13 protein-coding genes are annotated in these 12629 nt (G+C 71.9%); 10 read left to right on the forward strand and 3 right to left on the reverse strand.

Annotated elements, in window-relative coordinates:
- Positions 1-48 precede the first annotated feature (48 nt).
- Together ACKUU6_RS21990 and ACKUU6_RS21995 are read left to right on the forward strand one after the other, a co-directional pair.
- Positions 49-453, forward strand: a complete 405-nt coding sequence (locus ACKUU6_RS21990) for an OB-fold nucleic acid binding domain-containing protein (RefSeq protein ID WP_057238435.1) — start codon at positions 49-51, stop codon at positions 451-453.
- A gap of 2 nt (positions 454-455) precedes the next feature.
- Positions 456-1196 carry a DUF3159 domain-containing protein gene (locus tag ACKUU6_RS21995; protein ID WP_407990271.1) on the forward strand — a complete coding sequence of 247 codons (741 nt, stop codon included), beginning with the start codon at positions 456-458 and terminating at the stop codon, positions 1194-1196.
- 50 nt (positions 1197-1246) lie between these two features.
- Here the strand turns inward: ACKUU6_RS21995 and ACKUU6_RS22000 are convergent, their stop codons facing one another.
- Together ACKUU6_RS22000 and ACKUU6_RS22005 are read right to left on the reverse strand one after the other, a co-directional pair.
- Positions 1247-1918, reverse strand: a complete 672-nt coding sequence (locus tag ACKUU6_RS22000) for a potassium channel family protein (protein ID WP_407990272.1) — start codon at positions 1916-1918, stop codon at positions 1247-1249.
- On the reverse strand, positions 1918-2586 hold the full coding sequence (locus ACKUU6_RS22005) for a potassium channel family protein (protein ID WP_407990273.1): 669 nt from the start codon (positions 2584-2586) through the stop codon (positions 1918-1920). Before ACKUU6_RS22005 ends, ACKUU6_RS22000 begins: the two co-directional genes overlap by 1 nt.
- A gap of 244 nt (positions 2587-2830) precedes the next feature.
- On the opposite strand from ACKUU6_RS22005, the gene ACKUU6_RS22010 reads away from it, so the two are divergent.
- From ACKUU6_RS22010 to ACKUU6_RS22045, 8 genes are all read left to right on the forward strand, one after another.
- Positions 2831-4897, forward strand: a complete 2067-nt coding sequence (locus ACKUU6_RS22010; protein WP_407992198.1) for an APC family permease — start codon at positions 2831-2833, stop codon at positions 4895-4897.
- A 365-nt stretch (positions 4898-5262) separates the two neighbouring features.
- Complete coding sequence (locus tag ACKUU6_RS22015) at positions 5263-6579, forward strand: class I SAM-dependent RNA methyltransferase (RefSeq protein ID WP_407992199.1); 1317 nt, start codon at positions 5263-5265, stop codon at positions 6577-6579.
- A gap of 235 nt (positions 6580-6814) precedes the next feature.
- Positions 6815-7051: a toxin-antitoxin system HicB family antitoxin gene (locus ACKUU6_RS22020; protein WP_057238448.1), complete on the forward strand. Its 237-nt coding sequence runs from the start codon at positions 6815-6817 to the stop codon at positions 7049-7051.
- Positions 7048-7479 (forward strand): fic family toxin-antitoxin system, toxin component, encoded by a 432-nt coding sequence (locus ACKUU6_RS22025; RefSeq protein ID WP_407990274.1) that lies wholly within the window; start codon positions 7048-7050, stop codon positions 7477-7479. Before ACKUU6_RS22020 ends, ACKUU6_RS22025 begins: the two co-directional genes overlap by 4 nt.
- Positions 7480-7522: 43 nt before the next feature.
- Positions 7523-8398, forward strand: a complete 876-nt coding sequence (locus ACKUU6_RS22030; RefSeq protein ID WP_407990275.1) for a putative RNA methyltransferase — start codon at positions 7523-7525, stop codon at positions 8396-8398.
- Positions 8399-8577: 179 nt separating this feature from the next.
- Positions 8578-9858, forward strand: a complete 1281-nt coding sequence (locus ACKUU6_RS22035; RefSeq protein WP_407990276.1) for an AAA family ATPase — start codon at positions 8578-8580, stop codon at positions 9856-9858.
- 2 nt (positions 9859-9860) lie between these two features.
- Positions 9861-10181: a nucleotide pyrophosphohydrolase gene (locus ACKUU6_RS22040; RefSeq protein WP_407990277.1), complete on the forward strand. Its 321-nt coding sequence runs from the start codon at positions 9861-9863 to the stop codon at positions 10179-10181.
- Positions 10182-10351: 170 nt separating this feature from the next.
- Positions 10352-11248, forward strand: coding sequence for a DUF6099 family protein (locus tag ACKUU6_RS22045; RefSeq protein ID WP_407990278.1), 897 nt, complete (start codon positions 10352-10354; stop codon positions 11246-11248).
- A gap of 342 nt (positions 11249-11590) precedes the next feature.
- Here ACKUU6_RS22045 and dapD read toward each other — a convergent pair whose 3' ends face one another.
- A complete protein-coding gene (gene dapD, locus ACKUU6_RS22050) occupies positions 11591-12580 on the reverse strand; it encodes a 2,3,4,5-tetrahydropyridine-2,6-dicarboxylate N-succinyltransferase (RefSeq protein WP_407990279.1) in 990 nt (329 codons plus the stop codon).
- Between the last annotated feature and the right edge of the window lie 49 nt (positions 12581-12629).

Raw genomic sequence — 12629 nt, forward strand, 5'->3', positions numbered from 1 at the left:
ACCCCGGCGGACTGACGTTCGGTGAGCCGAAACCGGTACCCTTCGGGCATGAGTGGTGACAACAGCAGCGAGCAGCCGCAGGGCCGGTTCCGCCGCATGATCAGCCGCCTCACCTCCTCGTCCGAGGAGCTGGACGCGGAGGAACTGCGGCAGGACACGGCGGAGTCGGGCTGCACTCCGATCGCCAGCTGCGGTGACCGGGAAGTGGTGACCGTGGCAGGGACCCTGCGCACCGTCACCCTCCGCCCCCGGGCCGGGGTCCCCGCGCTGGAGGCAGAGCTCTTCGACGGCAGTGACGCGCTGGACGTGGTCTGGCTCGGCCGCCGTTCGATCATCGGCATAGAGCCGGGCCGTCGGCTCATCGCGACCGGCCGGATCAGTCATGCACGCGGGCGCCGCGTGCTTTTCAACCCCCGCTACGAACTGCGTCCGGCCGGACACGGGAGCGAGTGAGTGTGACCAACCTGCCCGGCGGCGACCCCGCCGCCCAGCTCGACCTGGCCAAGCCCGTCCCCGCCGCCCTGACGGCGGAGGAGGAGCGGGCCGGTCGCGAGGCCGCCTCCAAGGAGGCGGCCGACACGGTGCTGAAGGCCTTCGGCGGCGTCCGGGGCATGATCGACATGACCCTGCCCGGTCTGCTCTTCATCATCACCTTCAACATCACCCACCAGGTGGCCCCGGCCGCCTGGGCCGCGCTCGGACTGAGCCTGCTCTTCGTGGTGGTCCGGCTGTTCCGCCGGGAGACCGTCCAGCACGCGTTCAGCGGTGTGTTCGGGGTCGCGCTCGGTGCCTGGATCTCGATGAAGACCGGCAAGGCGGAGAACTTCTACCTGCCCGGCCTGCTCTGGAACGTCGGCTACTGCGTGGGTCTGGCCGTCTCCGCCCTGGTCCGCTGGCCGCTGATCGGCGTGATGCTCGGCCCGATCACCGGGGAGATGTTCACCTGGCGGAAGCAGAACCCCGGCCGGCTGGCCGCGTACACCAAGGCCACCTGGGCCTGGGCGGTGATCATGGGCATCAAGCCGGTGATCCTCTTCCCGCTCTACTTCACCGGGAACGTCAACCTGCTCGGCTGGCTCAAGGTCGCGCTGGGCATCCCGCCACTGCTGCTGGCGATGTACGTGACCTGGCAGATCCTGCTCAAGGCCCCGCCGCCGATCAAGGCGGAGGTCGAGGAGGACGAGCAGGCGGAGTGACGCGAAGGGCCCCACCGCACGGTGGGGCCCTTCGTCCGTTCCCGGATCCGTTACTGGGCGCCGGAGCCTGCGGACAGGAGCTCCTCGAGCTCCTCCTCGCGCTCCTGGGCCGCCACGAAGAGCAGCTCGTCGCCGCCCTCCAGGGTGTCGTCCTTACCCGGCACCAGCACCCGGCCCTCGCGGATGATGGTCACCAGCGCGGTGTCGGCCGGCCAGTCGACCGCCCCGACCCGGGTGCCGACCAGCTCGGTGTCGGCCGCGAGGGTCAGCTCGACCAGGTTGGCGTTGCCCTGGCTGAACCGCATCAGCCGGACCAGGTCGCCGACGCTCACGGCCTCCTCGACCAGCGCCGACATCAGGCGCGGGGTGGAGACGGCGACGTCCACGCCCCAGGACTCGTTGAAGAGCCACTCGTTCTTCGGGTTGTTCACCCGGGCGACCACCCGGGGCACCCCGTACTCGGTCTTGGCCAGCAGCGAGACGACCAGGTTGACCTTGTCGTCACCGGTGGCGGCGATCACCACGTGGCAGCGCTGCAGGGCGGCCTCGTCCAGCGAGGTGATCTCGCAGGCGTCGGCCAGCAGCCACTCGGCCATCGGGACCCGCTCCACCGAGATGGAGTTCGGGTTCTTGTCGATCAGGAGGACGTCGTGGCCGTTCTCCAGCAGCTCGCCCGCGATCGAGCGGCCGACCGCGCCGGCTCCGGCAATGGCGACTCTCATCAGTGCTCATCCTCCTGCGGGCCCCGCGCGAACGCGGCCTCGACGGTGTCCAGGTCGGCCCGGCGCAGCATCACGTGCACCAGGTCACCCTCCTGGACCACGAGCTGGGGGGTCGGCAGGACGCCCTCGCCCAGCCGGGTGAGGAACGCGATCCGGGCCCCGGACGCCTCCTCCAGCTCAGTCAGCCGGTGGCCGACCCAGGACGGGGCGTACGCCACCTCGGCCAGCTGCACGCCGCCGCTCGGGTCCTGCCAGAGCGGCTCGCCGCCGCTGGGCAGCAGCCGGCGCAGCATCTGGTCGGCGGTCCACCGGACGGTGGCCACGGTCGGGATGCCCAGGCGCTGGTACACCTCGGCCCGGCGGGGGTCGTAGATCCGGGCCGCGACGTTCTCCACGCCGAAGTTCTCCCGGGCGACCCGGGCGGCGATGATGTTGGAGTTGTCACCGCTGGAGACCGCGGCGAACGCCCCGGCCTCCTCGATCCCGGCCTCGCGCAGGGTGTCCTGGTCGAAGCCGACCCCGTTCACCCGGCGGCCGTTGAACCCCGAGCCGAGCCGCCGGAAGGCGGTCGGGTCCTGGTCGACCACGGCGACCGAGTGACCCTGCTTCTCGAGGGCGCGCGCCAGGGCCGAACCCACGCGGCCGCAGCCCATGATGACGATGTGCACGGGACTACCTCACCCGGTCCGTTGGGGTCATGACCTGCGCAGACACCGATCGTCATCCTTCCGCCCCCGACTCCGGGGGGACAGTTCGCCGAGTCCTCGGCACCGTGTGGCGCGGGGATTTCCGGATGGTTCCCGCGCAGTCATCATCCGACACGCTAGCCCCTCCACCGAACACAGTCCCGACGAAGGGGCCACCAGAGAGCGTCGAACCGGAGGGGACCCCCTACGATTCCTTAACGTGCCTATGCCTGCTGACCTACCGAAACGCATCCTGATCGGCCGCGCGCTGCGCAGCGACAAGCTCGGGGAGACCCTGCTCCCCAAGCGGATCGCCCTGCCGGTGTTCGCCTCCGACGCACTCTCCTCGGTGGCGTACGCCCCCGAGGAGATCCTGCTCACCCTCTCGGTGGCGGGTGTCTCGGCGATCCACTTCTCCTGGCAGATCGGCATCGTCGTCGCCGTCGTGATGCTCGCGGTGGTGGCCTCGTACCGGCAGAACGTGCACGCGTACCCGAGCGGTGGCGGCGACTACGAGGTCGCCACCGTCAACCACGGGCCGAACTCCGGCCTGGTGGTGGCGAGCGCCCTGATGGTCGACTACGTGCTCACGGTGGCGGTGTCGACCACCTCGGGCGTGGCCAATGTCGTGTCGGCGGTGCCGTCGCTGCGGGGACACGAGATGGGCATCTCGATCATCCTGGTGATCGTGCTGATGGGCATGAACCTCCGCGGGGTCCGGGAGTCCGGCGGCGCGTTCGCGATCCCGACCTACGCGTTCATGTTCGGCATCATGGGCATGATCGGCTACGGCCTGGTCCGGAACGTGATCTTCGGTACGGAGATGCCCGCCGAGAGTGCCGGGTTCCACCTGGCGGCGCTGCCCGGTGACGAGGGCCTGGCCGGCTTCGCGCTGGTCTTCCTGCTGCTCAAGGCGTTCTCCTCGGGCTGTGCCGCGCTGACCGGTGTGGAGGCGATCAGCAACGGCGTGCCCGCCTTCCGCAAGCCGAAGAGCAAGAACGCCGCCACCACGCTGCTGATGATGGCGGTCTTCGCGGTCGTGATGTTCATGGGCATCATCTACCTGGCCCGGCTGACCGGTGCCCAGATGGCGGAGGAGCCCAGCCAGCTGGTCGGCGCCCCGGCGGACTACCACCAGAAGACCGCACTGGCGCAGATCAGCGAGGCGGTGTTCTCCAACTTCACCCCGGGCTTCTACTTCATCGCCGCCGTCACCGGGCTGATCCTGGTGCTGGCTGCCAACACCGCCTTCAACGGCTTCCCGGTGCTCGGCTCGATCCTGGCCCAGGACCGCTACCTGCCCCGCCAGCTGCACACCCGTGGCGACCGGCTCGCCTTCTCCAACGGCATCATCCTGCTGGCGGCGGCGGCGATCCTGTTCATCGTGGCGTTCGACGCCGACCCGACCCGGCTGATCCAGCTCTACATCGTCGGCGTCTTCGTCTCCTTCAACATGAGCCAGTCCGGCATGATCCGGCACTGGACCAGGCTGCTGCGCACCGAAGAGGACCCGAAGAAGCGCGCCCACATGCAGCGCAGCCGGGCGATCAACGCCTTCGGCCTGGTGATGACCATGGCGGTGCTGATCGTGGTGCTGGCCACCAAGATCAGCCACGCCTGGATCGCGATCGCGGCCATGGTCGTGCTCTACGTGATGATGAAGGCGATCCGCAGGCACTACGACGGCATCGCCCGCGAGCTGGTCGCCGCCGAGGTGGCGGACGACGTGGTCCTGCCCACCCGGGTACACGCCATCGTGCTGGTCTCCAAGCTGCACAAGCCCGCGCTGCGCGCGCTGGCGTACGCCCGGCTGACCCGGGCGCACACCCTGGAGGCGGTCACCGTCAACGTGGACCCCACGGACACCGAGGCGCTCCGCCGGGACTGGGACGAGCGCGGGATCGAGGTGCCGCTCAAGGTGCTGGACTCGCCGTTCCGCGAGGTCACGGGGCCGGTGCTGGAGTACGTGAAGAACCTGCGCCGCAGCAGCCCGCGCGACGTGGTCGCGGTCTACATCCCCGAGTACGTGGTGGGGCGCTGGTACGAGCACCTGTTGCACAACCAGAGCGCGCTGCGGCTCAAGGGGCGGCTGCTGTTCAAGCCCGGAGTGATGGTGACCTCCGTACCCTGGCAGTTGGAGTCCTCCGAACGACGCAAGCCGCAGAAGGCCTGGTCCGCTCCCGGCGCCGTCCGGCGCGGTGAGCCCCGGCCGCAGCGCGTAGAGTCGAGGACTTCCGCGAACGCCAGTGCCGCCAGTGATTCCAGCAACCCCAGCAAGGACGCCGACTCGTGACCCGCAACAACCCGCCCCGCTCCTCCGGCTCCGGCCGCACCGGCAAGGGCAAGTCCGGCAGCAAGCCGGGTCAGGTCGCCCGGCCCCGCTGGGGCGCCAGGCCGGCCCGCCCGGAGGCGACCGACCGCGATGGCTTCACGGCGCAGACCGCGCCGCTCGCGCCGGGTGAGCCCGAGCCGAGCCCGGCGCCGCGCTCCGGGGGCGCCGGTGGTGGTGCTGGGGGCGCTGGCAGTGCTGGTGGTGCTGGGGGCGCGAAGAAGCAGGCCGGACGCTCCCCGAAGGCCGCCCGCACCGGCGCGGCCGCCGGCCGGGCCGCCCGTCCGGTGAGGACGGAGCGCTCGACCAAGGCGCCGTCCACCCCTCGGGTGCCCGCCGGTGACCCGCTGGTCGGCGAGCGCTACGAGGTCGAGGTCGGCGCGGTCGCGCACGGCGGCGGCCACTGCGTGGCGCGGCACGAGGGGCGGGTGCTCTTCGTCCGCCACGCGCTGCCCGGCGAGAAGGTGATCGCCCAGGTCACCGAGGGCACCACCAAGTCCCGCTTCCTGCGTGCCGACGCGGTGGAGATCCTGGAGCCCGCCAAGGACCGGATCCCCGCGCCGTGCCCGTTCTCGGGCCCCGGCAAGTGCGGCGGCTGCGACTGGCAGCACGTCACCCCCGGCGGCCAGCGCAAGCTCAAGGTCGCGGTGCTCACCGAGCAGCTCACCAAGCTGGCCGGCCTGACCGCCGCCGAGGCCGGCTGGGACGGCAGCGTCGAGCCGGTCGGCGGCAAGCTCCCGCCCGGCGAGGTGCCGGCCTGGCGCACCCGGATCCAGTACGCGGTGGACCCGGCGACCGGCAAGGTCGGCTTGCGCCGCAACCGTTCGCACGAGCTCGAGCCGGTCGACCGCTGCCTGATCGCCTCCGAGGGCGTGTCCGAGCTCGGCGTCGAAGCCCGTACCTGGCCCGGCGTCAGCTCGATCGACGTGATCGCCGCGGCCGGTTCCTCCGACCGTCAGGTGATCATCGCCCCGACGCCCGGCTCCCAGCTCCCGCTGGTCGAGCTCGACAAGCCGGTCTCGATCTCCCGGGTCGACGAGCAGGACCTGATCCACAAGGTGCACGGCCGGTCCTTCGTCCGTGAGCGGGCGGCCGACCGCACCTGGCGGGTCTCCAACGGCGGTTTCTGGCAGATCCACCCGGAGGCCCCCGACACCCTGGTCGGCGCCGTCCTGGACGGCCTCGACCCGCAGTGGGGCGAGAGCGCCCTGGACCTCTACTGCGGTGTGGGCCTGTTCGCCGGCGCGCTGGCCGACCGGGTCGGTGAGGACGGCGCCGTCCTCGGCATCGAGTCCAGCAAGCAGGCCGTCGTCGACGCCCGCCACAACCTGGCCACCCTCGACAACGTCCGGATCGAGCACGACCGGGTGGAGACCCTGCTGCCGCGCACCGGCATCACCTCCACCGACCTCATCGTCCTCGACCCACCCCGCGCGGGCGCCGGCCGCGAGACCGTCGCCCACCTGGCCGGCCTCTCCGCCCGCCGGATCGCCTACGTGGCCTGCGACCCCGCGGCGCTCGCCCGCGACCTCGCCTTCTTCCGCGAGGGCGGCTACCAGCCGGTCTCGCTCCGCGCCTTCGACCTCTTCCCGATGACCCACCACTTCGAGTGCGTGGCCATCCTGGAGCCGATCGCCGCCGACTGACGATCCACCACCGATGGGCGCCGGGGCCACCGCCCCGGCGCCCATCAGCCGTTTCCGGGGCCCGCCGTGATCCGGTCGCCCGGCCGGCCCGTGCTCGGCGGCGGTCCGACGGGATGTACCCAGGGGGTGCCAAGCGCCCCGTGCGCGGGTAGGGGACTCCTCGTGCGCGGGGGAGGGAGTGCGGAGGGCCGGAATGCGCCCTTGTTGTGCTAGCACATCGGCGCTAGCGTGAAGCATGGCCAAAAAGCAGCTGAACGTCAGGGTGGATGCCACGACCGCCGAAATCGCCCGGGAGCGGGCCGAGCAGCAGGGGATCAGCATGAACCAGTACATCGAACGGCTCGTGCAGCAGGACATGGGCGAGGCGGGGCGGCTGTTCGTCGACACCGCCGCACAGTTCATGAAGGAGTACGAGACCGCCTTCCTCGCCGAGTTCGAGCGCGGCGCCGAGCTGCAGGACGTGCGCCGTTGAAACTTGAGGTAGACCTGTCCTGGCTGCTCATGACAGCCGAGCAGTACACCCCGGGCGATCCCCAAGTGACCGACTACGGATCGCTGCTCGCCTCGGTTGCCCGGCACCAGGCCGAGATCTTCGACATCGCCGTCTACCCCGAGCCGCAGGACCGCGCCGCGGCCCTGATGCACCAACTGATCCGCGTCCCGGCCCTGGAGCGGACCAACGAGCTGTTCGCCACCGCCGTCGCGTACTCGTACCTGGTGGCCAGCGGCTGCACCGTCGCCACCACCGCCCGTGAGGTGCGCAGCCTGGCCCGGGCCATCCGGGAGGGCAAGCTCGGCGTGAGCGGGGTCGCCGAGCGGCTGGCCGGCTGGATCGTCGACGACCCCGAGGACGAGGAGGTCAGCGGCGACGACGACGGCGAAGAGGGCGAAGCTGATTGAGTAGCCTGGTGGTCCATTCCGACTCCGGCGAGGACCACCCACGTTGTTGCAGGACATCGAGCGCTACCTGGCCTGCCCGCACTGTGTCCGGCCGTTGATCCTGGACGGCCGGACGCTGCGCTGTGCGGCGGGCCACAGCTTCGACCAGGCGAGGCAGGGCTACGTCAGCCTGCTCGCCGGTGACGCGCACACCGGCACCGGCGACACCGCCGAGATGGTCGCCGCCCGGGAGGCGTTCCTGGCGGCCGGTCACTACCGTCCGATCGCCGACGCACTGGCGGAGGCGGCCGGTCAGGTCATGGGGAGTCAGGTCACGGCTGGTCAGGTCATGGGCGGTCAGGTCACGGACGGTCCGACCGGCCTGGTCGCCGATCTCGGGGCGGGCACCGGCTATTACCTGTCCCACGTGCTCGACCGCACGGGCGGGGTCGGTGCCGCGCTCGACATCTCCAAGTTCGCACTCCGGCGCGCAGCCAGGGCGCACCCCCGGATCGGCGCGCTGGTCTGCGACGCCTGGCGCCCGCTTCCGCTCCTGGACGACTCCGCCGACCTGCTGCTCAACGTCTTCGCGCCGCGCAACGGCCCCGAGATCCGCCGGGTGCTCCGCCCGGGCGGCCGGATGCTGCTGGTCTCGCCGACCTCCCGTCACCTCCGGGAGCTGGTGGAGGCGTTGGGGCTGCTCTCGGTGGACGAGGACAAGGAGCGTCGGACGGACGAGAAGCTCAGCCCCTGGCTGACCCGTACCGACCGCACCGAGGTCGAGTTCCGGCTCCGGCTCTCGCACGCGGAGGCCAACGAGGTGGTCGCGATGGGTCCCAACGCCTGGCACACCGACCCGGCCCGGCTGGCCGCCGCGCTCGCCGAACTGCCCGACCCGGTCGAGGTGACCGGCTCGGTGCACCTGACCACGTACCGCTGAGCGGCTCGGTGCACCTGACCACGTACCGCTGAGCGGCTGCCGCGTCCAGCTCTCCCGTCTGGTCCGGACCTGGCCTGGTCCTGGCCCGGGACTCGGCCCGGTCCCGGGCGGGACTCGTTGGGATGAAGATGCGCCGCAGGCACGTTTCGCCACCTCCGACGACGGCTAACGTCCCCCGGGTGACCAGCGAAGTCGTCCGTCCCGCAGCAGTCCGTCCAGTCCTCCGCCCCACCGTGGAGGAGCTGCGCCTCACCTCCTTCAAGTCCTACCGGCGGACCACCCTGCCGCTCTCCCCGCTGACCGTCCTGCACGGCCCCTCGGGCGTCGGCAAGTCGAACGCGCTGGACGCGCTGGCCACCCTCTCCCGGCTCTCCCTCGGCGAGCCCATCGGTCCTTCGCTGGACGGCCTCGGCGGCGCCTCGGGCCCGCTCGCGCTGCCGATCCGCGGTGGCCTGCTCGGCTGCGTCCCGCACGGCCGGAACGCGATCATCCTCGGCTGCACCGTCCGCTCCGCCGCCGGGCCGATCCGGCTGGAGGTGGTGGTCCGCACCGACGGCCCGGTCCGGGTCGCCCGGGAGTGGCTGACCTGCGCCGGGCAGACCCTGGTGGAGACCGGGGAGCAGGACGTCGCCCACGGCAGGGTCAACGTCACCTGGCACAACGACACCCGGCAGGGCGACATCCGGGCGCCGTTCCCCAACGACAGCTTGATCACCGCGCAGATCCCGCTCCGGGTGGCGGGTTCCTCGAACGGCGAGCGCCAGGTGCTGGCCGCCGCCGAGCAACTCCTCACCGCCCTGCGCGAGGTCTTCCCGCTGCACCCGGTGCCCGCCCTGATGCGCGACTGGGCCGAGCCCGACCCGGAGGCCCGCCTGCTTGCCTCGGCCGCCAACATCTCCCCGGTGCTGGCCCGCGTGAAGCAGCAGTGCACCCGCCGGTACGGCCGGCTGCTCAAGGCCGTCCAGCAGGCGGCCCCGCACCCGCTGCTCGGCCTGGACGTGGCCCGGCGTGGCCCGGAGGCCCGCGAGCAGTTGCTCGCCGTCTTCGACGAGGGGGTGCTCGGCCGGACGGGCGCGGACCAGGCGTCGGACGGCATGCTGCGGCTGCTCGCGTTCGCCACCGTCCTGCTCACCGGGGTCGGGGTATTGGACGTCGATCCGGCCGTGGAGGTCCCGGCGGCGCATCGTCAGCTCACGGTGCTGGCCGAGGACCTGGCGGCCGGTCTGGGGGCTGAGCAGGTCTCGGCGCTGCTGCGGCTGGCCCGGGAGGTGTGCGAGAAGGAGGACATCCGCCTGCTGGGCGCGGTGCAGGACGTGGTGCCGGCCCGCGAACCGGGACTCGGCATCGAACTGGTCGAGTGCCGACGCGATCCGGCCAGCGGCCACAGCGTGCTTCGACCCGAGTCGGCCCGGGTGCCGTTGCAGGGCCCGCGTGGCGACACCGATGGGGTAGACCTGTAGTCGTGACCGACAAGACCCTCGACGAACTCCAGCAGCGGCTCACCGACTTCGCGGCTGCCCGGGGCTGGGAGCCCTTCCACACCCCCAAGAACCTGGCGGCCGCGCTCAGCGTGGAGGCCGGCGAACTGCTGGAGATCTTCCAGTGGCTCACCCCCGAGCAGGCGGCGACGGTGATGGCCGATCCGGACCGCGCGCACCGGGTCCGGGACGAGGTCGCCGACGTGCTGGCGTACCTGCTCCAGTTCTGTACGGCGGTCGGCGTGGACCCGGCGGCGGCGCTGGCGGCCAAGATCGAGCGCAACGAGATCCGCTTCCCGGTCTGACGCCTCGCCGTCCCTCTTGTGGGTGACGGTAGTTGTCCACAGGGGCTGGTTGTCCACAGCTCTCCGGCTCTTTCACCCGCAGCGGCCGGAGCCGCCGCACTCTTGCCGCGTGACACACCGTCGGCTTCGACGGTCGGACTGTCGGACGCGAGCGAGGGGAGCGGCGACGCATGGACGCGCTGCGATTGATCAAGACGGCCCGGCACGCCTTGGCGGAGGCCCGGAGCGCGCAGGACGCGCTGGCGGAGGCGTGGCAGGCGGCCCTGCTCACCGAGGCCGTGGGAGCCGCGATCGCCGGGCGGGAGAGCGGAGAGCTGGCCGCCCTCGGGCAGTTGCTCTGCGATGCGGGCGCACACGCGGTCAGCTGTCTGGAGGAGCCCGGCCGGGCGGAGAGCGCCCAGGAGACCGCCGACACCGAATGGCACCGGGCCGACTGGGGAGGCAACGGCCGGGCCGCCCGGCTGGACGAGCTCGGCGAGCTGGAGCCGGTGCTGACCGAACTCGGCGGGCTGCTGCACGAAACGGCCGAGGCCCTGGTGGTGCTGGCCTGCGGTGCCGACGGGGAGAGCCTGTACTGGCGCTGCATCGACGGCGTGGACGCGGGCTCGGAGTGCAAGGACGTGGTGGTCGAGCTGCTGCGGACGCTCCGCCGGGAGGCGGCCGACGCGGTGCCGGTCGACTCGACGGAGCAGGCGGAGGCCGAGGTGGCGGGAGAGCCGGAGCTGTCAGCGGTGGCCGGGGCCGGACCGGCGGAGAGCCAGGGGGTGCCGACCTTGGTCGTACCGCTGGGGCCGCCGGCCACGGTGCGGGCGGATCAGGCCCGGCCTGCGGAGTCGGTCGAGCGGTCGTCCGCGTCGCGCTGCTCGCCGGTCCGTCCGGCGGAGGACTGCAGGTCGGCGTCCAATCCGGCGAGGTTGGCGTTGAGGTCGGCGAGCATGCGCTGCATCTGTTCCAGCAGACTGCCGGGGGAGGCCGCCGGGGCGGGCGCGTCCTGTTGCGGTGTTACGGGTGCCTCGGACCAGGGCTCGGACATGAGCGGACCCCTCCAGCTCGGTAGTGCGGTGTGAACCGACGGGCGTCGGTGGCGGAGCCGCCGCTCGGGCAAGCGGCCCCGGCGGTCCAACGACCTCTGCCGATGCCCGGTCACCACAGACCACTCGTAGAGGTCCAACACCGGCTCCCGGTCAGCCTCAGGGGTGATCCCGGTTTGCGGCTCGCCCGGCCGCTGGGCTACGCGGTTCGACCAGGGCCACCGCCTCGGGCGTGCCGGAGACGGCGGGAGCACCGGAGACACCGGAAACGCCGGAGGCGCGGGCACCGGTCGTCCGGCCTCGCGCCTCCACCGCTCCAACGGCCTGAACCGTCGCTTCAGCCCGAACCGGTTTCCACTGACGGACCCTGACAGGAGATCAGTTGTGAGCGTGCAGCTCCGCGTTGAGACCGCCCCACGAGCCGGACCGCGCGATGACCTCGACGGCGCCGCTCTGCGAGTTGCGACGGAACAGCAGGTTGTCCTGACCGGACAGCTCCACCGCCTTGGCGATCTTCCCGTCCGGGGTGGTGACCCGGGTGCCGGCGGTCACGTACAGACCGGCCTCCACGACGCAGTCGCTGCCCAGCGAGATGCCGATGCCGGCGTTGGCGCCGAGCAGGCAGCGCTCGCCGACGGAGACGACCTGCTTGCCGCCGCCCGAGAGGGTGCCCATGATCGAGGCGCCGCCACCGATGTCGCTGTGGTCGCCGACCACCACGCCCGCGCTGATCCGGCCCTCAACCATCGAGGTGCCCAGGGTGCCCGCGTTGAAGTTGACGAAGCCCTCGTGCATCACGGTGGTGCCCACGGCCAGGTGCGCCCCGAGCCGGACGCGGTCCGCGTGCGCGATCCGGACCCCGCTCGGCGCGACGTAGTCGGTCATCCGGGGGAACTTGTCGATCCCGTACACGGCCAGCTGGCCGCCCTGCGCGCGGACGGCGAGCCGGGCCCGCTCGACCTGGTCCACCGGCACCGGGCCGATGGACGTCCAGGCGACGTTGGCGAGCAGGCCGAAGAGGCCGTCCAGGCTCTGGCCGTGCGGCTGGACCAGACGGTGGCTCAGCAGGTGCAGACGCAGGTAGGCGTCGTGCGCGTCGAGCGGCTTCTCGTCCAGCGAGGCGATCGTGGTGCGCACCGCGACGACCTCGACACCCCGGCGGGCGTCGGCGCGCAGCGCCTCGGCGGTGCCCGCACCGAGCGCCGCTTCGGCCTCCTCGGCGGTCAGCCGGACGGTCCCGGCCGGGCCGGGGGCGGCGGCCAGCTCCGGGGCCGGGTACCAGGTGTCGAGGATGGTGCCGTCGGCGGCGATGGTCGCCAGGCCGACGGCCACGGCACCACTTGCGAGGGAGGAGGTTTCAGCAGTCACATCGAGCACGTTAACGAATCACCGCCCGGGCTGACGAACACGCTCACCG

Origin of the sequence: Kitasatospora sp. CMC57 (assembly GCF_045866025.2) — a bacterium.
Lineage (GTDB): Bacteria > Actinomycetota > Actinomycetes > Streptomycetales > Streptomycetaceae > Kitasatospora.

What these genes read in the sequence shown, in the direction of transcription:
- ACKUU6_RS21990 (WP_057238435.1), top strand. Translation starts at nt 49, where the DNA reads ATGAGTGGTGACAACAGCAGCGAGCAGCCGCAGGGCCGGTTCCGCCGC.
- ACKUU6_RS22045 (WP_407990278.1), top strand. Translation starts at nt 10,352, where the DNA reads ATGGACGCGCTGCGATTGATCAAGACGGCCCGGCACGCCTTGGCGGAG.
- ACKUU6_RS22020 (WP_057238448.1), top strand. Translation starts at nt 6,815, where the DNA reads ATGGCCAAAAAGCAGCTGAACGTCAGGGTGGATGCCACGACCGCCGAA.
- ACKUU6_RS22000 (WP_407990272.1), bottom strand. Translation starts at nt 1,918, where the DNA reads ATGAGAGTCGCCATTGCCGGAGCCGGCGCGGTCGGCCGCTCGATCGCG.
- ACKUU6_RS22010 (WP_407992198.1), top strand. Translation starts at nt 2,831, where the DNA reads ATGCCTGCTGACCTACCGAAACGCATCCTGATCGGCCGCGCGCTGCGC.